Origin of the sequence: Flavobacterium alvei (assembly GCF_002920895.1) — a bacterium.
Classification (GTDB): domain Bacteria; phylum Bacteroidota; class Bacteroidia; order Flavobacteriales; family Flavobacteriaceae; genus Flavobacterium; species Flavobacterium alvei.
Window position 1 is genome coordinate 196,833 of sequence record NZ_PQVG01000004.1, and the last position, 23,130, is coordinate 219,962.

Here is a 23,130-nt window from a genome sequence, read left to right on the forward strand (position 1 = left end):
TCAACTTTATTTTCATCCATTTACCTCATAAAAACAATCTATTACCTCATAAATTTATAAACTTTTGTGAGTTTAAATACTTTTATATCCGTAACCTTAAAATACTATTATTATGGAAAGAAAAGAATTTTTAAGAGGATTAGGTTTAGCTGGTCTTGGTGCTTTGACCATTCCTGTAATTAAAGCCTGTAGTAGTGATGATGCTTCTTCTTCTTCTACATCAACAACAGACACTACCCAAGCTACAAATACAGGAGGATCAACAAATACTTCTTGTTCGGTTACTTCGTCAGAAACCGCTGGCCCGTTTCCAACCAAATCACCTTCTTCATTAGTTACGGCAAATATTGTAAGTGATAGAACAGGTGTAGGATTCACAATCAATATCACCATCAAAAATACCAATGCCAGCTGTGCAGTATTGGCTGGAGCCATTGTCGATATTTGGCATTGCGACAAAGACGGTTATTATTCTGAATACGGAGGAACTTCAATGCAGTCAGCCGATTTTACAAGCGCTCATTTCTTAAGAGGCAGACAAACAACCAATGCTAACGGACTGGTTAGTTTTACCTCTATTTTTCCGGGTTGGTACACCAGTAGAGCAACTCACATTCACGTACATATTTACAACGCTTCGGGAACTTCGTTACTGGTTACTCAAATTGCTTTTCCAGAAGGTTCAGGAAGTGCCGTAGCACTAGTCAATGCGTCAACAGCCAATGGATATACCAAAGGATTATCGGGTTATACCTATAATGCTTCTGATAATGTGTTTTCTGATAGTGTAGCCAATGAAATGTCCACCGTTACCGGAAGTGTAGCCGCTGGATTTATTTTAACACATACTATAAATGTTGCAGGTTGATTTTTGAATTAGTAAAAAAATGACGCCAAAACCTGTAAGATTTCTAGATTTTGCAGGTAATTTTTTTAATTGTCAAAAGCTATTTATATGATACAACAGCATCTTGCCCAAATATATAAAGCCGATTTTCGAGGAGAAACCACATCCGAAAGTTTTAAACGCCTGTCTACTTTCAATTTCGAAAACTATCAAAATGATTCCAGAAAACCATTTGGGTCTTTGCAATTTTTGAATGAAGAAATACTGGCTCCAAAACACAAACAAACAACTGCTGCATCATCTAATATAGAGTTATTCATTTTACCTCTTTTTGGCGGTATAGAATACAAAGACAGTTTGGGAAACGAAAATTTCATAAGAGTAGAACAAATACAGCACATAACAAACCAAAAAGGAATGTCATTTGAAGTTTCTAATCCTTTTGATGAAAATGTGAGTTATCTACAAATGGGTTTCGACTTTAAAAATTCAGGTTTTCAAAACAATTCCAAGCCCGTTGATTTTGATTTAACCCAAAAAAATCAATTGATTTCTCTCTTTAAAACTAGAAATTCACAGGGTTTTATCGGAATTTACGAAGGCAGAAAAGAAGGCTTTTACCAGCTTAAAAATACATCAAATGGCATTTTTGTTTTTGTTATTAACGGTGCTTTTGAAATCGAAAACCGATTGTTAGAATCTAAAGACGGATTGAGTTTGCAACAAATAGATACCATAGAATGGGAAGCATTGTCTGAAAATGCGATTCTTTTAGTATTGGAAATTTCTTTAAAATAAACCATTATGAAAGCCATAATACGATTAGCCTACCGAATTATAATCGACAACTCCTCTACATTCCTTTGGGACAAATATGTTTGGGAAGACACCTACAAAGAATATTTAATGCAAAACCAGCAATTTAACTCGAAAGAGAAACCCAAAAACACATTCAGAGAATTATTGTCAGAAAATGAAAAAGCAGTACAGTTGCATTATTTAGTGGGCATAGCCGCAAATGGTTATATCGAACAATTAAAAGGAAATTTTCATCGCGTTACCGATGTATTGGGAAACAATCATTTCCCCTTTGTCAATTACAAGCTAGATATTATCAACACTGACATCACCGATATTTCGAAACACAAAGTCGGGATTACTTTTTATTCGCCTTTGCTTACTTATTTAGGCGTGGTAGAAAACCATTATTTAGTTTCAAAAACCACCGATGATGTAGATGGTTTGGAGACTATTATGTTTCCTGTACAACCCCGTTTATCTATATGTTATTACGAAAAGAAAACTTAAATTGACTTTCTTAAAATAAAATGACCGCCAACATTGACGGTCATTTAAAAATAAACTCTTTTTATTTTATCTACAAATTCGCAAAGAAATCATTCCCTTTATCATCTGTAATAATAAAAGCAGGAAAATCTTTAATGGTGATTTTACGAACAGCTTCCATACCTAATTCTTCAAAGTCAACTACCTCAACCGAAAGAATGTTTTCTTTGGCTAAAATCGCCGCTGGTCCTCCAATGGAACCTAAATAGAATCCACCGTAAGTTTTACAAGCATTCATCACATCTTTGGTTCGGTTTCCTTTGGCCAGCATTACCATACTGCCGCCATTTCTTTGGAATTCCTCAACATACACATCCATACGTCCCGCAGTAGTTGGTCCAAAACTTCCCGATGGCATTCCTTCCGGTGTTTTGGCAGGTCCTGCGTAGTAAATTGGGTGGTTTTTGAAATATTCTGGCATTGGTTTACCAGCATCCAATAATTCCTTGATTTTGGCGTGGGCAATGTCACGGGCTACAATCAAAGTTCCATTCAATTTCAAACGGGTTTTGATTGGATATTGCGATAATTTTTTAAGAATATCGGCCATTGGTTGGTTCAAATCCACCTCAACCGCTTCTTCTAAATGTGGTGGAGTTGCAGGCAAAAATTGTTTTGGATTGACTTCCAATTGTTCTACGAAAATACCGTCTTTGGTGATTTTTCCTTTGATATTTCTATCGGCCGAACAAGAAACTCCCAATCCAACCGGACAAGAAGCGGCGTGGCGTGGCAAACGAATCACTCGAACATCGTGGGTGAAATATTTTCCACCAAACTGCGCTCCGATTTGACTTTCTTGGCAAATTAACTGTACTCTTTTTTCCCATTCCAAATCACGGAAAGCCTGACCGGCCATATTTCCTGATGTTGGCAAATTATCAAAATAACCCGCCGATGCTTTTTTCACGGCAGCCAAATTTGCTTCGGCAGAAGTTCCTCCAATCACTAAAGCCAAGTGATAGGGCGGACAAGCCGAAGTTCCTAAATCCATTATTTTGGCACGGATGAAAGCATCCAAAGATTTTTCGTTCAGCAAGGATTTTGTTTGTTGGTACAAATAGGTTTTGTTGGCAGAACCACCGCCTTTTGCCAAGAACAAAAACTCATAAGTAGCTCCTTTTTTGGCATAAATATCAATTTGTGCCGGAAGATTCGAACCCGAATTTTTTTCTTCAAACATACTAATTGGTACAATTTGAGAATAACGAAGGTTTTTTTCTTGATAGGTATTAAAAATTCCTCTGGAAAGCCATTCGGCATCATCAACGCCTGTATATACGTTTTCGCCTTTTTTAGCCATTACAATCGCCGTTCCGGTATCTTGACACGAAGGCAATTCCCCATCAATAGCCACTACTGCATTTTGCAATAAATTATAGGCTACAAATCGGTCGTTGTCGGTTGCTTCTGGATCATCCAAAATGGCTTTTAGTTTTTCTAAATGCGAAGTTCGCAACATAAACGAAACATCTTTCAATGCTTCTTGTGCCAACAATTCTAAGCCTTTTGGGTCAACAGTAAGAATTTCTCTGTCGCCTAGTTTTTCTACTTTTACAAAATCGGAAGTGATTTTGCGGTATTGAGTATCGTCTTTTAAAATTGGATAAGGATCCTGGTATATAAAGTCCATAATTTGAGTTTTTTTAGAACGTCAAAGATAAGAATTGTAGAAAGAAATCTTTGCGATTTATATCAAGAACCGCTATAAATTAGTGAAATAATTAACATATTGACTTTGATTAGTAGAAACAAAAAAAGCTACAAACTTTAAGATTGTAGCTTTTTATAATTGTATTGGAATTGAAATTAATTCACCGTAATTAGATTAATATCAAAAATCAAGGCCGAACCTCCTGGAATTGGACCAGCACCATCGGGACCGTAGCCTAATTCAGATGGAATCAAAAGAATTCCTTTGCCTCCTTCTTTAAAATACGGAATTCCTTCCGTCCAACCTTTGATTACATTCTGCAATGGAAAAGAAATTCCTTTTTCATCGCTTTGATCAAAGACTTCTTTATTGGTAAAATAGCCTTTGTATGCAACCGTAACTTCTGAATTGGCATCGGGTTGTTTTCCGGTTCCTGCTTCTTCAATTACATAATACAAACCCGATTCGGTTCGTTTTGCTTTTAAATGATTATCGGCAATGTATTTTAGGATTTCCGTTTCATTATCGATTTTTGGGGTGGCAATTTCTTCTTTTTTCTTGGGGTTACAAGAGATTAAAACAACAACTAGTAGAGCTAGAAAAGAATGTTTCATAGTTTTTATATTGTATTTATTTTTAAGTTAATATGCTTGTAAGCAAGAATAAAATAACTAAAGCTATAGCAATGTATTTAGCATATTTTGACATTTTGTTTGTGGTTTAATGGGTTATTAAATGATTTCGTATAAAAATCAAAAGAAAGAAAAATAGATTAAAACTCCTAATATTATTTTTCAATCAACGTATGGAATCCGCTGATTGAAAAAACATTTTTATTCGTTACATTTTTAAAAAAACCAGCTCGCCACAAAAATTGCTGTAATCACACAAATCACATCTACCAAAAGCATTGTTCCCAGAGCGTAACGAGTATTTTTGATATTCACCGAACCAAAGTAAACCGCAATCACATAAAAAGTACTTTCAGCACTGCACTGAAAAATGCTGCTCAATCGTCCTGTCATCGAATCGGCACCAAAAGTATTCATTGAATCTATCAAAAATCCTCTTGAACCCGCAGAACTGAACGGTCTTAGCAATGCAACTGGCAAAGCATCTGTAATTTCTTTGCTTACTCCCATATTCGAAAAAGCAAAAGCAATCCAATTGCTAATAATTTCAAACAAACCACTGTTTCTGAATAACGAAATGGCTACTAACATTCCTAAAACATAAGGAAAAATAGTAACTCCAGTTTTTACACCATTATTCGCTCCCGATACAAAAGCTTCATAAACAGTCGTATTTGCCTCGGTAAATTTTTTCTCTTTTATAAACGAAAAGATCAAAGTAAAAACAATAATCCCAACCAATATCAAAGCCGAAAGATTAGAGGTAAAATAGTTTTTGCCAATTAAATCCAAATGGTTCACGTACATCAGCAAACCAATAATGGCAGCAATTAATGTAATCAAGCCCACAACCAAAGAGGCACTTTTGAAGTTGATTTTTTGTTTGATTCCCACAATCAAGAAAGCGGCAATTGTACCGATAAATGAAGTGATAATACAAGGCAACATTACATCGGCGGGGTTCGTAGCATTGGCGGCAGCACGATAGCCAATAATAGAAGTTGCTATCAAAGTAAGTCCCGAAGCGTGCAAACACATAAACATGATTTGCGCATCACTCGCCTTGTCTTTTTCGGGATTTATTTCTTGCAAACTTTCCATTGCTTTCAATCCGAAAGGTGTGGCAGCCGAATCCAATCCTAAGAAATTGGCGGCAAAATTTAAAGTCATATATGAAATAGAAGGATGGTCTTTTGGAACGCTCGGAAATACTTTTACAAAAACGGGACTCAACATTTTAGCTAATTTCCCAGAGGCTCCAGAAATGATTAAAAGCTCCATCAGTCCACAGAAAAAAGCCAAATACGCCATCAATGGCAAAATCAAATCCAGCAAAGTGGCTTTACAAGTCGGCAACAAACCATCCGATTTTTGAACTCCACTGAAAATTTTTACGGTTTTGTTTTTATAAACATAAGTAGTATCGGCGTTTAAAGTATCTCTGTTGATTATAAAAGTTTTTTCATCGGATTTATTGATGCTGTCTTTTATAAAAACAGGAATCTGATCGATATATTTTTCTGAAATCAGAATAGGATCGTCTTTTTTTCCGTTCAAAACATTGTCAATACTATAACTGTTCCCCGAAAACAAACTAAAAATCACAAATGCAATCGACGAAATGAAAATAACCAACCAAAATCTACTTAATACCATAATCTTTAATTTTTGTAAATGTAATATTTTGTTTTTTGAAAATAATAGCAAGAACTAAAAGAACACTTTGCTGAAGAAGAATTATATAGTATCCATAACCCAACATATCGTAAGAATTGTAAAAAGAAATAAACATTAATCCTAATGTTAAAACAATCAACAACAAACTTATATTTTTTCTATTAAAAAAAAGTAAAACTGGTGAAAACACAAGTGAAAAAATCACTAGAATAAACGCTAAAAATTCAAAAATATCCAAATAAGTAATGGATGGAAAGGTAAAAAAGTCAAATAAATACTTTATAAAAGGGTCATAATAGTAATCTATAGAACCACCACCATCCAAACCACATCCAATGATTATAACTTTATTATAAGGCAGAAATAATGAAATTAATCCAACAAGGCTAAAAATAAAAAGACTAGTTTTTTTATACATTTAGATTAATTTAAACGTGAATAATCTCCTCTTCAATCAATAAATCCTCTCGTCTCAAACGCAAGAAAATCTGAGCCACGGCAATGGTATCTTTTTCGCAATAGGTCACGATTCTATCAATATCTTTTTCTACATAAAAAACATGACCCACTTGACTGCCGTCGATATCGCCTTTGGGAGAAGGAATTCCGAGGACTTTGCACATTAATTTCAAGGAAGTAAAATGTTTGTAATCGCCAAATTTCCACAATTCTAATGTGTCTAAATGCGGAATTTCCCAAGGTTTTTTGCCAAACAAATTCAATTTATCGGGAATGGCAATGTTGTTGATGATCATTCGACGTGCAAGGAACGGAATATCGAATTCCTTGGCATTATGGCCACACAAAACGTGTTGTGGTTGGTTGAAATGATTGTTCAACAGATTATTGAAATCCTTCAAAAGTTTGGGTTCTTCTCCAAAAAAAGAGGTCACCCTAAAGTTTCGAATATCGCTTTTAATCACAAAATAACCCACCGAAATGCAGACAATTTTCCCAAATTCGGCCCAAATTCCAGCTCGGTCATAAAAATCTTCGGGCGTGTATTCGTCTTTGCGCTGGTATTGGGTTTTGTGTTCCCAAAGCGTTTTCATTTCTTCATCCAAAGTATTGAAATCGGCCACTTCTGGAACGGTTTCGATGTCGAGAAACAAAATGTTGTTGAGGTTTATTTTTTCTATCATTGCAATGTAGTTTAGCCACTAATTCACGAATTTAATTAATTGTAAGGAAAATTCGTGAATTAGTGGCTAAAATTTTAAAACAATCTTTGTTGCGTAGTTGGGTTTTCGTGTTCCAAAAGCCATTTTTTGCGCCACAATCCGCCAGCATAACCCGTGAGAGAACCATCTGTCCCGATTACACGGTGACAAGGAACGACAATCCAAAGCGGGTTTTTCCCATTGGCTGAAGCCACAGCACGAATGGCTTTGAAATCGCCCAATTTCTTGGATAATTCCAAATACGACATTGTTTTTCCGAAAGGAATTTCGAGTAGCGCTTTCCAGACTTTTTGTTGAAATTCAGTACCCATTGGGTTTAATTTGAAATAGAAATTCGTTCTTTTCCCTTCGAAATAATCGTTGAGTTGGGAAGCGGCTTCTTGCAAAACGGTTGGAATTGCATTTGAAACTACTCCTTCATCAGAAACAGAAATTTCAGAAACACCATTTTCATCGCCCATAATTTTGGCTATTCCTAGTGGAGTTTTGACGAAGACTGTTTCCATAGTTTTAGAATTGAATTGCAAAGTACGCAAAGTTTTGATATTTCAAACAAAGCCTTAATTTACTAATCATTAGAAAAATAATGTAACCGATTACATATTTATCGTCTAAAGGCTTGTTTTTTATATTATATTTTTTAATTTTATCAAAAAAAAATTATATTCATTTTTTTAATCCTAAAATCTTAATTATTATGACAAAAAAATTACTCAAAAACAGATTATTCGTTGCTACGGCATTAATGCTAGTTGTCGCTTTAGCACCTATGCAATCGATAGCACAGAAGAAAATTGCCTATGTGACTAAAACCAAAACAATGGATGCAACAGCTGCTACAGTTACAACTGATCCTATAATTAAAATGTTTGAGGCAGATTCTCGTTTTACTATAACAGTTATCCAAGACGATGGAAATGGTTCTTCTGCAGTAAATTTAAGCCAATACGATTTACTTGTAATACAGGAAAGTTTTGGAGGTGGTGATAATGTACTTAAACCAGCTGGAATTTATGCAATCAAAAATCTTACAATTCCCGTTATTTACAACAAAGCATATGCTCTAAAATCTACTAGAGCACTAACAGCATCTGCTGCTGTTCCTGCCGATGTTGCAGATTTAGCTATTACGGTTCCAGCTGCTAAACAAAGTAATCCTTTGTTTACTGGAGTAACTTTTACTAATGATGCTGTTGCCATTTTTAATGCGCAATATACTGATGCTGGAGCTCCAACTGGTACATTAAAAAGTCTTCAAAAAGATTCTGGAATAGAGTTATCAGCTACTGGAACTAATTTAGCTTTAGTAACTGGTGTTACTGCGACAGATGCAGCTATTGTACTTAATGATATTCCTGGGGGAACTTCTTTTGGAACAGGTGGCAGTGATATACTTCCTTTGACTTCACGCATGATTGCTTTTTCATGGAACTTCGGAGCAATTTGCGGTGGAAATGGAACAAATATGACAGCTAATGCATTGAAAATTTGGAAAAATGCTGCTCTTATTTTGACAGGACAGTCTTTAGGATTAAAAGAAAACGCTTTGGCATCAGATAGTATTTCAGTATATCCAAACCCTACTAATGGTTTAGTTACTGTGAATAGCACAGCAGCTGTAAAAGCAATTACTGTTTATGATACTACAGGAAAACAAATTTCTGCAAGCAAAACTAATACAGTTGATTTGTCTAACCAAGCTAAAGGAGTTTACTTGGTACAAGTTCAAACAGAAAATGGTTCTACTTCCAAAAAAGTTGTGGTAGAATAAATCACTAATAATTTTAAAATAAGAAAGAGGCTGTTTCGCAAGTTAGTGAAACAGCCTCTTTTTTTGTTGCAAAAACACTGATGGGTATTATTTCAGAGTCGAATAAACATAAGCTTCTAAAGCCTTCAATTCTTCCTCCGAAAAAGTCTTGGTGAGTTCTAAATTGGGTTTCATTACTGCGTATTGGGTTGGATCAACAATTGGTTCTCCTTCGCCCTTTAGAAATGAAACTATATCTCCATTTTTGTCTTTATAGATTTTGGCAATATCTTGCAAACTGGGTCCAACGAGTTTTACATCGGGTTTGTGACAAGCTACGCAAGCTCCTTTTCCAACAAAAATTTCCGCTCCTAACTCTTCTGGTTTTTGAGTTTCGGTGGTGGTTTCAGTTGTGGTTTCGGGTTTTCCAAAGGATTCTTCGCTCTCTTTTTTACAAGATACAAATGCCAATACGGATAATAAAAATATAACTTTCTTCATTGATTATTTATTTAAAAGTATTGCAGCTTCTTTGGCAAAATAAGTTGAAATCAGGCTTGCTCCTGCCCTTTTGATACACATTAATTGTTCCATCATAATCTTGTCGTTGTCGAGCCAACCTCTTTCGGCGGCAGCTTTTATCATTGCGTATTCACCGGATACGTGAAAAACCGTTACGGGAACATTCACAGCATTTTTTACTTCACGAACGATATCCAAATAAGCGATTCCAGGTTTTACCATCACCATATCGGCACCTTCTTCTACGTCCCAAACGGCTTCTTTGATGGCTTCGATTCGATTAGCATAATCCATTTGGTAGGTTTTCTTGTCTTTTGGAACTTCAATATCAGATTCTCTTGGCGCACTGTCCAAAGCATCACGGAAAGGCCCGTAAAATGCCGAAGCATATTTAGCCGAATAACTCATAATCCCCACGTTGTGGAAACCTGCCGCATCCAAACCTTGTCGCAAACGCAAAACTCGACCGTCCATCATATCGGAAGGAGCAACAAAATCGGCTCCAGCCTGAGCGTGGGAAACAGCCATTTTTACCAAAGCATCGTTGGTGGAGTCATTTTCCACATCGCCATTAGCAATAATACCGTCGTGGCCATAAATAGAATAAGGGTCTAACGCCACATCGGGCATTACTATCATTTCTGGACACGCTTTTTTAATGGCTTTAATAGCCCTTTGCATTAATCCATCAGGATTCCAAGCTTCTTTTCCTGTATTGTCCTTTAGGGATTCATCTACTTTTACATAAATGTTTACAGCACGAATTCCTAAAGCAAAAAGTTCTTTGACTTCTTCTACAGTTAAATCTATCGAACGACGGTAAATGCCAACCATCGAAGGGATTTCAACTTTTACGTTTTCGCCTTCAGCAATAAACATCGGAAACATAAAATCGGATGGACTTAATGTTGTTTCACGAACTAAGGAACGAATGCTTTCATTCACACGTAATCTTCTGCCTCTTTGTAATGGGAACATACTATTTTGTTTAAATTGTTTTAAAGTTTAAGTTTTAAAGTTTTTTTACTTTGTACTTAAACCCAATTTTTTGGTTTTTCTAATACTTTCAATAACTTTTCTTCTTCGCTTCCTATTTCAGGATGATGGTCATACACCCACTGAACGTGTGGTGGCAAACTCATCAGGATACTTTCAATTCTACCGTTGGTTTTTAAGCCAAATAAAGTGCCTTTGTCGTGAACTAAATTGAACTCCACATAACGACCACGACGGATTTCCTGCCAAGTTCTATTGGCATCCGAATATACTAAATTTTTTCTTTTTTCGACAATTGGAACATAGGCTTCAAGAAAACTGTTTCCGACTTCGGTAACAAAATCGAACCAATTTTCCATTGACATTGTATCGGTTGCTTTGCAATAATCGAAAAACAATCCGCCAATTCCTCGTGCTTCGTTACGATGTGCATTCCAAAAATACCCATCACATTGTTTTTTATATTTTGGATAAAAAGCTGGATTGTGCTTATCACAAGCTGTTTTGCAAGTTTGATGAAAATGAACGGCATCTTCCTCAAACAGATAATAAGGCGTTAAATCTTGTCCGCCGCCAAACCATTGCTGAATCACGTTTCCATTGTCATCATACATTTCGAAATAGCGCCAGTTTGCGTGAACCGTTGGCACCATTGGACTTTTTGGATGAATGACCAAACTCAATCCACAGGCAAAAAAATCAGCTTCGCCAACGTTGAATAATTTTTGCATAGAATCTGGCAATTTTCCGTGAACAGCCGATATATTAACACCGCCTTTCTCGAAAACTTTACCGTTTTCAATAACGCGGGTTCTTCCTCCTCCACCTTCTTGTCGTTCCCAAAGATCTTCTCGAAATTTGGCTTGACCATCAACGGCTTCTAATCCTGCTACGATTTGGTCTTGAAGGTTTTGTATGTAGGTGTAAAATTTATTTTTCATTATAAATTTGCTTTCGCAACAGCGATTTTATTGAATATCCCAAATGAAAAAATCTTGCTTTCGGTTTGAATATGATTATAAATGGCAATAGATTTTTCAGATAAATCAATTGAATTTTCTTTGGAAAAAGCTATCAAAAAATCGGCAAATTGCTCTTGTTGATTCCAATCTAAATGCAAACGGTCTAAAAGAAAAATCAAATCATCGTTTGGTATTGCAAACAAACTTTCGACATTCAGCCCAAAATCTTTTAAAGCTTCTTCTATTTCAACCTCTTTTTCAGGCACAAAAACCAAAGAAAGCAACGTCTTTAACACATTGTCTATTCGAATACTTTCCTGATCTCGTAAACCTTTGTTGAGCATTTTTGAACTTACTTTTGTCTGTACTCCTTCACCGCATCCACAAAAGCTTTGGCGTGATCTACAGGAATATTGGGTAAAATTCCGTGGCCTAAATTGGCGATGTATTTGTCTTTTCCGAATTCGTCAATCATTTCGTGCACCATTTTCTTGATGGTTGGAATTGGCGACAATAATCTTGAAGGGTCAAAATTTCCTTGTAAAGTCACGTTTCCGCCAGACAAATAACGAGCATTTCTTGGTGTACAAGTCCAATCTACTCCAAGAGCAGATGCTTTGCTTTTTCCCATTTCGCCAAGAGCAAACCAACATCCTTTTCCGAAAACAATAACCGGCGTAATATCTGCCAAGGCATCCACAATTTGGTTGATGTATTTCCAGGAGAATTCCTGATAATCTGTTGGTGAAAGCATTCCGCCCCAAGAATCGAAAATCTGGATGGCGTTGCAACCTGCTTTTACTTTTTCTTTCAAATATAAAATAGTCGTATCTGTAATTTTTTGCAATAAAGTATGCGCTGCAACAGGGTTCGAGAAACAAAATCCTTTGGCAGTGTCAAAACTTTTCGAACCCTTCCCTTCCACGGCATAACAGAAAATCGTCCAAGGCGAACCAGCAAAACCTATCAAAGGCACCTCATCGTTCAACATTTCTTTGGTCAATTTTACGGCATCAAAAACGTAGCCTAAAGTTTCGTTTACGTCTGGAACATAAACTTGATTTACTTGCTCCATTGTGCGAATTGGATTGGGGATAATCGGGCCCAAATTATCTTTCAATTCCACGTGAATTCCCATTGCTCTTGGCACCACCAAAATATCCGAAAACAAAATTGCAGCATCTGGACCAACAATGCGAATGGGTTGCACCGTGATTTCAGCAGCCAATTCCGGAGTTTCACAACGAGTAAAAAAATCATATTTATCACGCAATGCTCTAAATTCTGGCAAATATCTTCCCGCTTGACGCATCATCCAAACCGGTGGACGTTCTACTGTTTCTCCTCTTAATGCTTTTAAAAATAGGTCGTTCTTTATCATTTTCGTTTTTTTATCGTTCAACAGACCTAACAAGTTTTAAAAACCTGTTAAGTCAAAATTATTTATATTCTTCGATTACATCCTCAATCAAGTTATCAACCGATGGTTGATCCGCGACTATTATATTTCTGGTTGTTTTTTCCAAAGTTTCGGCAGTGGTTTCGCCAATGCAAAAGCAAATTTCGTTTTTTATTTTGTTTTCCTTCAAATAACTTTCAATAGCTGACGGACTGAAAAACAGGATTCCATCAACTGGCGTTTTTATTTTTTGTGGCGTCAAAGTCGTTTCATACACTTGAATTTCGTTGAAGTTGACTTTGGCTGCTTTCAAGGCTTTCGGCAAGGTCTCTTTTCGTAAATTTCCGCTGAAAAAAGTATAACTTTCCTTGGCATAAATCAAGGTGATGATTTCGGCCAAATCGAAAGCATAATCAACATAAACTTCGACCGTAAAACCATTTTCTTCCAACAATGCCTTGGTTTTCATTCCCACACAAAACACGTTTTTGGATTTTAATTCGCCGCATTTGGGATGAAGTAAAACGCTTTGAGCCGCATTTTGACTAGTGAAAATCAGATTGTCGTTAATTCCTTTTAAGTCAAAATCTGAGTTTTCGGTTTTGATGAAATTGGCTTCGGTTACTGAAAAACCTGCATTCAATAAGGCTTGCTTTTGATGGCTCAAAAGTATTTTTGTGGATAGAATGCTGATTGGGTTACTCATTATTTCTTCAAACTCTCTTTTATAGTTGCCATCAACTCCGCACCTCCATTATCCAAAATTTCTTTGGCGCAATTGAAACCTAATTTTTTCCATTCTTCAACGGGTGCGATTTTTTCAATTTCCAGTTTTTGCTTTCCATCAATAGACAGCAAAGCACCTTTGAAAGTAAAAGTGTCTTCCAATTCGCAATATTTTGCCAATGCGCCAATGGGTGCGGTACAACCGCCTTCGAGTGTTTTCAGGAATTGTCTTTCGATGTAAGTACAAATTTCGGTTTCTACATCATTGAGTTGAGAAACAGCATCGAGAACAAATTCATCGTTACCCATTGCCACAACAACCATTGCACCTTGAGCTGGTGCTGGAATCATCCAATCCAGATTGATGAAATCGGTTGGTTTCAAATTGATTCTTTCTAAACCTGCAGCGGCAAAAACAGCTCCGCTCCAATCACTTTCGGTTAGTTTTTGCATTCGAGTGTTCACATTTCCACGCAAATCGACTACTGTATGATTGGGATATTTGTTCAACCACATCGATTGACGACGCAAACTTCCTGTGGCTATTGTTGCGTTTTCTTCCAGAAAATCGAGGTTTCCTTTGTGAACCAAAATATCCAAAGTGTTGGCTCTTTGGAGAACTGCGGCTTGAACAATCCCAATAGGCAAGGCCGTTGGCACGTCTTTCATCGAATGCACGGCAATATCGACTTGTCCATTTATCATGGCAATATCTAATGTTTTTGTGAAAATTCCGGTGATTCCGAGTTCGTAAAGGGGTTTGTCGAGAATGATGTCGCCTTGCGATTTTACGGCAATAATTTCAGTTTTATAACCTAAATCGTTTAGCTTTTTTTGAACTGTATGGGCTTGCCAAAGAGCTAATTCGCTGTCGCGAGTCCCAATCCGAATTGTTTTTTTTGAATTCATTAAACCTTTTTTCTTTTTTTTTAAACCATAAAGATATTAAGGTTTGTTTAGATTTTTACTATGACAGGTTGATTTTGTATTTTTCTTCGATTGGCGAAGTTGTTTTTTGAGGAGTTTGTAGTCCTATTTGAAATACTTTTTCGATAAACTCTATACTCTCGTCAACCGAAGTGTTTTCGTCTTTAAGGTGACTGGCGAATTGGTTGGTTATTTTTTGGATAATTCTGGAAGTAATTAATTCGGCTTGTTCTTCGTCAAAATTGGATAATTTTTTACGTTGAAAAGTCAATTCTCCGGCAACAATATCATTCAATTTTGCTTTCAATGCGTGAATGGTTGGCGCATATTTTCGGCCATTCATCCAAGTATTCAATTCTAATTTCATATCCTCGATAATGGCTTCGGCAGCTGGAATGTGTTGTTTTCTTCTTTCGAGCGTGTCATCGGTCATTTGCGACAAATAATCCATATGGATTAAAGTTACACCCGGAATTTGTTGCACATCGGCATTCACATTTTTAGGAATGGATAAATCCAAGACCAAAAGGTCCTTTTTTAAATTCAACAAAGTTTTGTCGATAGTTGGATTCTGTGCACCAGTTGCCACTACCAAAACATCGGCTTTTTGTAATTCGAGATGTAAATCTGAATAATCTTTTACGACTAAATTCAGTTTGCCAGCCAAAATTTCGGCAGAACTTTTGGTTCTATTAATTAAGGTAATTTGCTCGTTTTTAGTATGTTTTACTAAATTTTCGCAAGTATTTCGACCTATTTCTCCTGTTCCGAAAAGCAAAATATTTTTATTTCCAATATCCTCAATATTTCTAATGATGTACTGTACAGCTGCAAAAGAAACAGAAGTGGCTCCCGAACTAATTTCGGTTTCGTTTTTAATTCTTTTGCTGGTTTGAATAACCGTATTGATCAATCTATCTAAAAAAGCGTTGATTAATCCCAATGAACGAGCTTCTTCAAAACTGTTTTTTATTTGGCCAATAATTTCGAAATCGCCAAGAATTTGACTGTCTAAACCTGTTCCTACTCGAAACATATGGTCGATAGCTTCTTGGTTTTTATATACAAATCCTACTTTTTGAAATTCTTCGACAGTTCCATTGCTGTTTTCGCAGATTAATTTTATTAATTGAAAAGGATGATCAGCATAACCATAAATTTCGGTGCGATTGCAAGTAGAAGTAACGATTAAACTTTCGATACCTTCTTCTTTGGCTTGGAGCAATACTTTGGTTTTTGTTTTAGCATCAAGACTAAACTTACCTCTAACTTCGGCATCTGCTTTCTTGTAACTCAACCCTATAGAGTAGAAAGTTTTGTGTTTGGGTATGTTTAGGTTTTCCATATTTGATGTTTTCTAATCGGATTGGCAAAGTTAGAACTACAGTTTTTATTAAAACAACGCTCAAAGTACTAATAGTATCGCCAAATGATTTTTGTTTATAAGTCTGAAATTTAATTTAAAAACACTATTTTTGTAATGAAATCAGGCATTTATAAGACAAATGTAAAATTTATTTATTAACAATTACCTGATAATTATCATATTATTTTAAAAAAATGTCGCAATGAGTTCACAGGATATTATAACAATCGAAGACGACTTTACCCTACTAAGGTTTCAAAATGACAGTGATGAAGTGTATTGTACACAGCGTGAAGTAAAAAGCGGATTGATTCAATTCCATTTTGGTTTGAAAGGAAAAGCCAAATTTCTTTTCAATCAAGGAAGCTACGCTTTAGACTTAAAGGAAGAAAAGTCTTTGTTGCTGTACAATCCACAAAAAGAATTGCCTTTAAACTTAGAAATTGCCCCTAATTCTTGGGTAATTTCGGTTATCATTTCCATTCAAAAATTTCACAACTTGTTTTCTTCCGAAGCCAATTACATCACTTTTTTGAGTGAAGACAATCGGGATAAAAAATATTATAAAGAAGGCGACATCAGTCCGTCGATGGCGATTGTTTTGACTCAATTGTTTCATTATAACTTGCATCCATCCATAAAAAACTTGTATTATAAAGGCAAAGGATACGAATTATTAAGTTTGTATTTCAACCGAACCGAAGATCCAAATGCAGAGCAATGTCCGTTTTTGATTGATGAAGAAAACGTTTTGAAAATAAAAAAAGCCAAAGAACTCGTTCTTGCTAATATCGCCGAACCACCAAGTTTACAGGAATTAGCCGATGAAATAGGATTAACTTTGAAGAAGCTAAAAATGGGTTTCAAACAAATTTATGGAGACACTGTTTATGGTTTTCTTTTCGATTACAAAATGGATTCTGCCCGAAAATTATTGGACAGTGGTTCGTATAATGTCAATGAAGTAGGTTTGAAAATTGGCTACAGCACAGGAAGTCATTTTATCGCGGCTTTCAAAAAGAAATTTGGCACCACCCCAAAGAAATATTTGATGTCGATTAATCCGAATACTTAAAAAATAATTAACAAACCCTTTCAGAGTATGAAACTCTGAAAGGGTTAATACCAAAAACAACATATGAAAGGAGTTCTATTAGTCAATCTGGGTTCGCCAGAAAGTCCAACTGCAAAAGACGTAAAACCGTATTTAGACGAATTTTTGATGGACAAATATGTGATTGACGTTCCATTTTTGTTGCGTGCTTTCTTAGTTCGTGGCATCATTTTGAGAAAAAGACCAGCAAAATCGGCTGAAGCTTACGCCAAAGTTTGGTGGGAAGAAGGTTCGCCGCTTGTGGTGCTTTCCAAAAGAATGTTCGAAAAAGTAAAACCTCAAGTTAGCGTTCCAATGGCATTATCAATGCGTTATGGAAATCCTAACATTTATACTGGACTAAAAGAACTAGCAGACAAAGGCGTTACCGAAGTATTGCTTTTTCCTTTGTATCCGCATCACGCGATGTCGTCAACGGTTACGGTTCTCGAAAAAGCCGAAGAAGTTCGAAAAGAGCATTTCCCGAATATGAAATTTTCATCAATTCCTGCTTTTTACAACAAACCCGATTACATCAAAAATTTATCTGATTCTATCAAAAAACATCTGGAAGGGTATGATTATGACCATCTTTTGTTTTCCTATCACGGACTTCCGGAGCGTCATATCCGTAAAACTGATATAACCAAATCGCATTGCAAAATAGACGGTTCTTGTTGCAACACGCCATCGCCAGCTCACGAGTTTTGCTATCGTCATCAATGTTATGAAACCACAAAATTGGTCGTAAAAGCATTAGGTATTCCCGAAGGAAAATACAGCCAGACTTTTCAATCGCGGTTGGCTGGAGACAAATGGCTGGAACCTTACACGGATGTCGAAGTAAACAAAATGCCCGAGAAAGGCATTAAGAATTTGGCAGTTGTTACCCCAGCTTTCGTGGCAGATTGTTTAGAAACATTAGAAGAAATTGCAATGGAAGCCAACCACCAATTCAAGGAACATGGAGGTGAAAATTTTATGGCAGTTCCGTGTTTGAATGACGATGAAGAATGGTGCAAAACGGTGGCAAAATGGTTAAATGATTGGGCAAAATAACTTTATAAAAATAAAAACATTGGAAAACGAAATTAAAATAGGAAAGAAAATTTTTATCCGAAGTGCTGGAAAGGATGAATATTGGTTACAAGATATAATTTACGATAATCCAAAAGTTCTTGGACTTGGAAATTTAGTTCCTGTAAATAAAGAAAAGAAACAATCAAGTGGAGGAAGACTTGATATTCTTTTAAAAGACCCTGAGCAGAATTCAATGTATGAAGTTGAAGTTATGCTTGGAGAAACTGACCCTTCGCACATCATTCGCTCGATTGAATATTGGGACAATGAAAAAAGAAAATACCCCCAAAGACAACATTTTTGTGTATTAGTTGCTGAATCTTTTGACAGAAGATATTTCAACGTAATCCAACTAATGAGTTTAAACATTCCAATGATTGCTGTTCAAGCAGATTTACTCGAAGTAGGCGGAGAAAAAATATTGAACTTTACAAAAATAATAGATATTTATCTCGAACCCGAAGAAAATGAAGAAGATGTAAAAGTTGTAAATGAAGCAACTTGGACAAATGATGCGCCTTGGGTACATACAAATGCAAAAGAATTAATCGAAATTTATAAAGAACAAGACAGTAAGATAAATATAGGTTTTACCCAAAGTTATGTGAGTATAAACATTGATGGGAAAAACGCATATTGGCTACATAAAAGAATGAAACCAACTTCTACATTAAGTTTTAGTGTTAAAGACGAAGAGAAAACAGAAGCTATAAAAAAGCTTTTAGAGGAAGCTGGATTTAGCTATACGTACAATCGTTACAAGGAATTTATGTTAAATATTGATGTGAAAATCATCAAATCTAACACTCCTTTATTAAAAGAAATTCATCAAATTAGATTTAAAAAAATAATAGAAGAGGAATAACTTTATAAAAATGGAACTATACAACTACCTAAAATCCCTACACCTCATCTTTGTCATCACTTGGTTTGCCGGACTTTTTTATATTGTTCGTTTATTTGTGTACCAAATTGAAGCCAACGACAAACCTTCGCCAGAAAAGGAAATTTTGCAAAAACAATACAAAATAATGACCTATCGTTTGTGGTACATTATCACTTGGCCTTCAGCTGTTTTGGCCAGTTTTTTTGCGTTTTGGATGCTGTTTTTTACCCCTACGGGAAATGCTTGGTTGCAAATGCCTTGGATGCACGTAAAACTTGGCTTTGTTTTTGTGCTGTATTTATACCATTACAAATGCCACAAAATATACCAAGAATTGCAAAACGACCAAGTAAAATACACCACAAATCATATGCGTTTGTGGAACGAAGGAGCAACAATTATCTTATTTGCCGTGGTATTTTTGGTTATTCTGAAAAATGCTATAAACTGGATTTATGGCGTAGTCGGAATTATGTTGTTTTCTATCTTGATTATGTTGGGCTTTCAATTTTATAAAAGAATTCGAGAAAAAAGTAATTAGTAATTAGCGAATAGTAATTAGCTTTAAAAGCCCTTGACTATTCACTAATTACTATTCGCTAATCACTAAAAAAATGCTAAAAACCTTCAAAATATCAATGCTTTCGTTGCGAATCAGGATTTTCCTTTCGATGATAGTATTGATTATTGTGGCTTCCATATTATTAGCATCCATTTCTATAATTCAGTTCAAAAATGAGGCCAAGCAATACCATCAAGAACGCTTAGAGCATAAAGAAGACGCCATAAAAGAGAACATCAATTATGTGCTTTCAAACACCACTTATCCGCTAACACCTAGTAATTTAGCCTTGATTTTTAAGGATAAAATTCACGAATTGTCCGATATTCACAATCTTGAAATTAATATTTATAGCCTTGACGGAATACTTTTGAAATCTTCAAAATCAAGATTTTCTATTGACCCAGTAACCCCTCCAATTCCAAAATATATTCTAAAACTGGTTCAATCTTCTATCGAAAAAAGATACGTTGACATCAAAACCATTGATGGAAAAAAGAACCGTTCGTCTTATAGCTTAATCAAAGATGACAAATTCAAACCTTTAGGAATCCTGAATTTACCTTATGTAGAGGACGACAGCTATTATCAAGCTGAACTACAAAGTTTCTTGATTAGATTGGCGCAAGTGTATAGTTTCATGCTTTTGGTAGCTTTTGGGGTGGCTTATTTTCTTTCTTCCTATATCACAAAATCGTTAAAAACCATTTCGGATAAATTGAGCGAAACGAGTTTGAATCAGAAAAACGAAAAAATTGTACTCGAAGCCAACAGCAAAGAAATCAATCTTTTGATTAAAGCTTATAACGGAATGGTCGATGAGCTCGAAGAAAGTGCTCTCAAATTAGCCCAAAGCGAACGAGAAGAAGCTTGGCGAGAAATGGCCAAACAAGTGGCGCACGAAATCAAAAATCCGCTAACGCCAATGCGATTGACGGTACAAAGTTTTCAACGAAAGTTTGATCAAAACGACCCGAATCTAAAACAAAAAATCAACGATTATTCCGAAACCTTAATTCAGCAAATTGACACGATGAGTTCTGTGGCTTCGGCATTTTCAAACTTCGCCTCGATGCCAGTTCAACAAAACGAAACTTTGAATGTGGTGGACGTGGTGGAATTAACAATGGATATTTTTAACGAAGAATACATCCATTTCAAAGCCGAACAAGAAGAAATTATTTCGAAAATTGACCGTACACAACTCGTTCGAATTATTACCAATTTGGTCAAAAATGCTCTTCAAGCCATTCCAGAAAATCAAGAAAATAAGGCAGTTTGTGTCAACATCAAAAAAGCATCCAGCAATGTCATTATAACAATTGCCGACAACGGAATTGGAATTGATACTCATAATTTCAATCGAATTTTTGATCCAAAATTCACCACAAAATCCAGCGGAATGGGATTGGGTTTGAGTATCATCAAAAACATTATCGAAAATTATAACGGAACTATTACATTCGAATCTCAAAAAGGAAAAGGAACTACTTTTAGGGTTTCATTGCCATTAATAAACCCATAAACTTAAAAGCAAATGACATTAGAAAATATAATTTTAGAACACGAAAAAGGCATCGCCACGCTTTTTATCAATCGTCCTGAAAAATTGAATGCGTTAAACAAAGCAACGATTCAAGAATTACACGAAACCTTAAAATTAGTCAATGAAAATCCTGATGTTCGTGTAATTATCATAACTGGAAGCGGCCAAAAAGCTTTTGTAGCTGGTGCCGATATTGCTGAATTTGCTCATTTTTCGGCCGAAGAAGGAACTCAACTTGCGGCAAAAGGACATCAAATTTTGTTCGATTTTATCGAAAATATGAAAACACCTGTCATTGCTGCAATTAATGGTTTTGCCCTTGGTGGCGGATTGGAATTGGCAATGGCTTGTCATTTTAGAATCGCTTCGGAGAATGCTAAAATGGGTTTGCCTGAAACTTCGCTTGGCGTGATTCCGGGTTATGGCGGAACGCAACGTTTAGCACAATTAGTGGGAAAAGGTCGTGCAATGGAAATGATTCTAACCGCAGGAATGATTGATGCCGAAACCGCAAAAATATACGGATTAGTGAATCACGTAGTACCCCAAGAAGATTTGTTTTCTGCCTATATGACCGTGGCTACAAGAATTATGAAAAATTCTCCCGTGGCTATTAGCAGAGCTATTGAAGCCGTAAATGCTAATTTTAAAACGGGTGTGAACGGATTTGATGTTGAAATCAAAAATTTTGGAGCTTGTTTTGCCACCGAAGATTTCAAAGAAGGAACAACTGCCTTTTTAGAGAAAAGAAAAGCAGAGTTTAAAGGGGAATAGAGAAGTGTTCAGGTTTTAGTGTTCAGTTGGTCTTCAAAAAATTAAACTGCAAATTCGCAAATTAATCAATCCAAACTCGCTTAAATTTGCGGAACTTTATAGACAGTAAAGAAGAGTTGTTTATTCTTCAAATATCAATTCATTATATTTTAAAACATTTTCAAAAACAACAATTATGTCCTTCCAACCTGTATTTGTCCAATTCTGGGAAAAAGTAAAAGAAAGCATCGAAAATAAAACCTATGCCAAATTGACTTTGGCCAAAACCATAGGCGACACCGAGTTGAAAAACATTTATGTGCGTCCCGTTTTGTTAGAAAATGATATGTTTAGCCTTCAACTTACGGCAAAATACAAAACCGAAGAAATCGAAAGTTTCCATTCGCTGGAAGAGGCTTTTTTTGTTTTGGCTCCCTATATGAACAATCCTTTTTTGACGGCATTGTTATTCACAACCGAAAACGACATTACCTTTAAACTCAACAAAAAACGTGTGGGAAGTATTATCGAACAAGCACCCACTTTCAAGAACGCTTCGGATGTGATTTTGGAAATGAAAGAAAAGGGGATTTGAAAAAGTTTGCAGTATTCAGTGGTCGGTATTCAACTAGCTAAAATTTTATGAAACAAACAGAAAATAATAATATATCCTTTCTGAAATTCGGTTTTTATCTAAAAAGATTGTCGATTTTAGAACTATTACTGTGCTTATCTCTTATTATTTCTGAATGTACTATATGGTATTTTAAAAAGCACCAAATCAATATGTCTTTTTTTATTGACCCTGAAAGCTTAACTTTTGTTTTGATATGGTGGTTACCTTTAACTATAGGTATCGCAAATCTTTATAGAAATATTTATTTTAGTTTATTTTGGCTCTTAATTTGTATGGTTTGGTTTATCTTAAAAGAAGATTTTATTACATCTATTCTACCACTTACAATTCTGATATATTTGCATCTAGTTAGACTATTTTTTAGATATATATTCAAATATGAACCTGTTTTTCTTATGGTAAGCAAATTTTCTTACACTAGATATAGTAAAATTGAAAGGCGTGAGTCAACGAAGACAGATTTTATTTTTACAATGCTAACCTTTTTATTTGGAGCTATCATTTCAATTTTAATCGCAAATTTTTAAAACTTTAGCTAACACCTCTTTTACGATATTTGGGTATTAGTAGGCTTAATTAAAAGTTTA

25 protein-coding genes are annotated in these 23,130 nt (G+C 35.6%); 11 read left to right on the top strand and 14 right to left on the bottom strand.

The features are described 5' to 3' along the window. The first annotated feature begins 112 nt into the window (after positions 1–112). From C3L50_RS08335 to C3L50_RS08345, 3 genes are all read left to right on the top strand, one after another. Positions 113–868, top strand: coding sequence for a dioxygenase family protein (locus tag C3L50_RS08335; RefSeq protein WP_103805717.1), 756 nt, complete (start codon positions 113–115; stop codon positions 866–868). Between the two features lie 87 nt (positions 869–955). Beyond that, positions 956–1,645, top strand: a complete 690-nt coding sequence (locus C3L50_RS08340) for a pirin family protein (RefSeq protein ID WP_103805718.1) — start codon at positions 956–958, stop codon at positions 1,643–1,645. Positions 1,646–1,651: 6 nt separating this feature from the next. Next, a complete protein-coding gene (locus C3L50_RS08345; protein WP_103805719.1) occupies positions 1,652–2,155 on the top strand; it encodes a hypothetical protein in 504 nt (167 codons plus the stop codon). A 70-nt stretch (positions 2,156–2,225) separates the two neighbouring features. Here the strand turns inward: C3L50_RS08345 and C3L50_RS08350 are convergent, their stop codons facing one another. The 6 genes from C3L50_RS08350 to C3L50_RS08375 form a co-directional block, all read right to left on the bottom strand. Beyond that, on the bottom strand, positions 2,226–3,827 hold the full coding sequence (locus C3L50_RS08350; protein ID WP_103805720.1) for a fumarate hydratase: 1,602 nt from the start codon (positions 3,825–3,827) through the stop codon (positions 2,226–2,228). A 176-nt stretch (positions 3,828–4,003) separates the two neighbouring features. Next, entirely contained in the window at positions 4,004–4,462 is a 459-nt protein-coding gene (locus C3L50_RS08355) for an FKBP-type peptidyl-prolyl cis-trans isomerase (RefSeq protein ID WP_103805721.1), read from the bottom strand. A 234-nt stretch (positions 4,463–4,696) separates the two neighbouring features. Then, entirely contained in the window at positions 4,697–6,136 is a 1,440-nt protein-coding gene (locus C3L50_RS08360) for a nucleoside recognition domain-containing protein (protein ID WP_103805722.1), read from the bottom strand. Beyond that, positions 6,123–6,575: a hypothetical protein gene (locus tag C3L50_RS08365; protein WP_103805723.1), complete on the bottom strand. Its 453-nt coding sequence runs from the start codon at positions 6,573–6,575 to the stop codon at positions 6,123–6,125. The genes C3L50_RS08360 and C3L50_RS08365 overlap by 14 nt, the downstream gene beginning before the upstream one ends. 10 nt (positions 6,576–6,585) lie before the next feature. Continuing rightward, on the bottom strand, positions 6,586–7,299 hold the full coding sequence (locus tag C3L50_RS08370; protein ID WP_103805724.1) for a 3'-5' exonuclease: 714 nt from the start codon (positions 7,297–7,299) through the stop codon (positions 6,586–6,588). A 74-nt stretch (positions 7,300–7,373) separates the two neighbouring features. Next, positions 7,374–7,844, bottom strand: coding sequence for a methylated-DNA--[protein]-cysteine S-methyltransferase (locus tag C3L50_RS08375; RefSeq protein WP_103805725.1), 471 nt, complete (start codon positions 7,842–7,844; stop codon positions 7,374–7,376). 191 nt (positions 7,845–8,035) lie between these two features. On the opposite strand from C3L50_RS08375, the gene C3L50_RS08380 reads away from it, so the two are divergent. Beyond that, entirely contained in the window at positions 8,036–9,109 is a 1,074-nt protein-coding gene (locus tag C3L50_RS08380; RefSeq protein ID WP_103805726.1) for a T9SS type A sorting domain-containing protein, read from the top strand. A gap of 87 nt (positions 9,110–9,196) precedes the next feature. Here C3L50_RS08380 and C3L50_RS08385 read toward each other — a convergent pair whose 3' ends face one another. The 8 genes from C3L50_RS08385 to hemA are packed head-to-tail and all read right to left on the bottom strand — an operon-like array spanning position 9,197 to position 15,965. After that, positions 9,197–9,589: a c-type cytochrome gene (locus C3L50_RS08385; protein WP_103805727.1), complete on the bottom strand. Its 393-nt coding sequence runs from the start codon at positions 9,587–9,589 to the stop codon at positions 9,197–9,199. A 3-nt stretch (positions 9,590–9,592) separates the two neighbouring features. After that, positions 9,593–10,588 carry a porphobilinogen synthase gene (gene hemB / locus C3L50_RS08390; RefSeq protein WP_103805728.1) on the bottom strand — a complete coding sequence of 332 codons (996 nt, stop codon included), beginning with the start codon at positions 10,586–10,588 and terminating at the stop codon, positions 9,593–9,595. 56 nt (positions 10,589–10,644) lie between these two features. Then, a complete protein-coding gene (gene hemF / locus C3L50_RS08395) occupies positions 10,645–11,547 on the bottom strand; it encodes an oxygen-dependent coproporphyrinogen oxidase (protein WP_103805729.1) in 903 nt (300 codons plus the stop codon). Next, a complete protein-coding gene (locus tag C3L50_RS08400; protein ID WP_103805730.1) occupies positions 11,547–11,912 on the bottom strand; it encodes a hypothetical protein in 366 nt (121 codons plus the stop codon). The genes hemF and C3L50_RS08400 overlap by 1 nt, the downstream gene beginning before the upstream one ends. Positions 11,913–11,920: 8 nt before the next feature. Continuing rightward, positions 11,921–12,949 carry a uroporphyrinogen decarboxylase gene (hemE, locus tag C3L50_RS08405; RefSeq protein ID WP_103805942.1) on the bottom strand — a complete coding sequence of 343 codons (1,029 nt, stop codon included), beginning with the start codon at positions 12,947–12,949 and terminating at the stop codon, positions 11,921–11,923. A 58-nt stretch (positions 12,950–13,007) separates the two neighbouring features. Beyond that, positions 13,008–13,673 carry a uroporphyrinogen-III synthase gene (locus C3L50_RS08410; RefSeq protein ID WP_103805731.1) on the bottom strand — a complete coding sequence of 222 codons (666 nt, stop codon included), beginning with the start codon at positions 13,671–13,673 and terminating at the stop codon, positions 13,008–13,010. After that, positions 13,673–14,602 carry a hydroxymethylbilane synthase gene (hemC, locus tag C3L50_RS08415; RefSeq protein ID WP_103805732.1) on the bottom strand — a complete coding sequence of 310 codons (930 nt, stop codon included), beginning with the start codon at positions 14,600–14,602 and terminating at the stop codon, positions 13,673–13,675. Before hemC ends, C3L50_RS08410 begins: the two co-directional genes overlap by 1 nt. A gap of 58 nt (positions 14,603–14,660) precedes the next feature. Continuing rightward, on the bottom strand, positions 14,661–15,965 hold the full coding sequence (hemA, locus tag C3L50_RS08420) for a glutamyl-tRNA reductase (RefSeq protein ID WP_103805733.1): 1,305 nt from the start codon (positions 15,963–15,965) through the stop codon (positions 14,661–14,663). 223 nt (positions 15,966–16,188) lie between these two features. Here hemA and C3L50_RS08425 point away from each other — a divergent pair, with 223 nt between their 5' ends. The 7 genes from C3L50_RS08425 (at position 16,189) to C3L50_RS08455 (ending at position 22,501) form a co-directional block, all read left to right on the top strand. Continuing rightward, entirely contained in the window at positions 16,189–17,061 is an 873-nt protein-coding gene (locus tag C3L50_RS08425; RefSeq protein ID WP_103805734.1) for a helix-turn-helix domain-containing protein, read from the top strand. A 63-nt stretch (positions 17,062–17,124) separates the two neighbouring features. Next, the gene (gene hemH, locus C3L50_RS08430; RefSeq protein ID WP_103805735.1) at positions 17,125–18,138 is read left to right on the top strand and encodes a ferrochelatase; all 1,014 of its coding nucleotides are present in this window, start codon (positions 17,125–17,127) and stop codon (positions 18,136–18,138) included. Between the two features lie 19 nt (positions 18,139–18,157). After that, complete coding sequence (locus C3L50_RS08435; protein ID WP_133158866.1) at positions 18,158–19,024, top strand: hypothetical protein; 867 nt, start codon at positions 18,158–18,160, stop codon at positions 19,022–19,024. A 10-nt stretch (positions 19,025–19,034) separates the two neighbouring features. Next, positions 19,035–19,586: a CopD family protein gene (locus C3L50_RS08440; protein ID WP_103805737.1), complete on the top strand. Its 552-nt coding sequence runs from the start codon at positions 19,035–19,037 to the stop codon at positions 19,584–19,586. A 73-nt stretch (positions 19,587–19,659) separates the two neighbouring features. Next, complete coding sequence (locus C3L50_RS08445) at positions 19,660–21,132, top strand: sensor histidine kinase (RefSeq protein WP_394338022.1); 1,473 nt, start codon at positions 19,660–19,662, stop codon at positions 21,130–21,132. A 12-nt stretch (positions 21,133–21,144) separates the two neighbouring features. Further along, a complete protein-coding gene (locus C3L50_RS08450; RefSeq protein ID WP_103805739.1) occupies positions 21,145–21,927 on the top strand; it encodes an enoyl-CoA hydratase/isomerase family protein in 783 nt (260 codons plus the stop codon). A 175-nt stretch (positions 21,928–22,102) separates the two neighbouring features. Then, complete coding sequence (locus C3L50_RS08455; RefSeq protein ID WP_103805740.1) at positions 22,103–22,501, top strand: hypothetical protein; 399 nt, start codon at positions 22,103–22,105, stop codon at positions 22,499–22,501. The last annotated feature ends 629 nt before the right edge of the window (positions 22,502–23,130 follow it).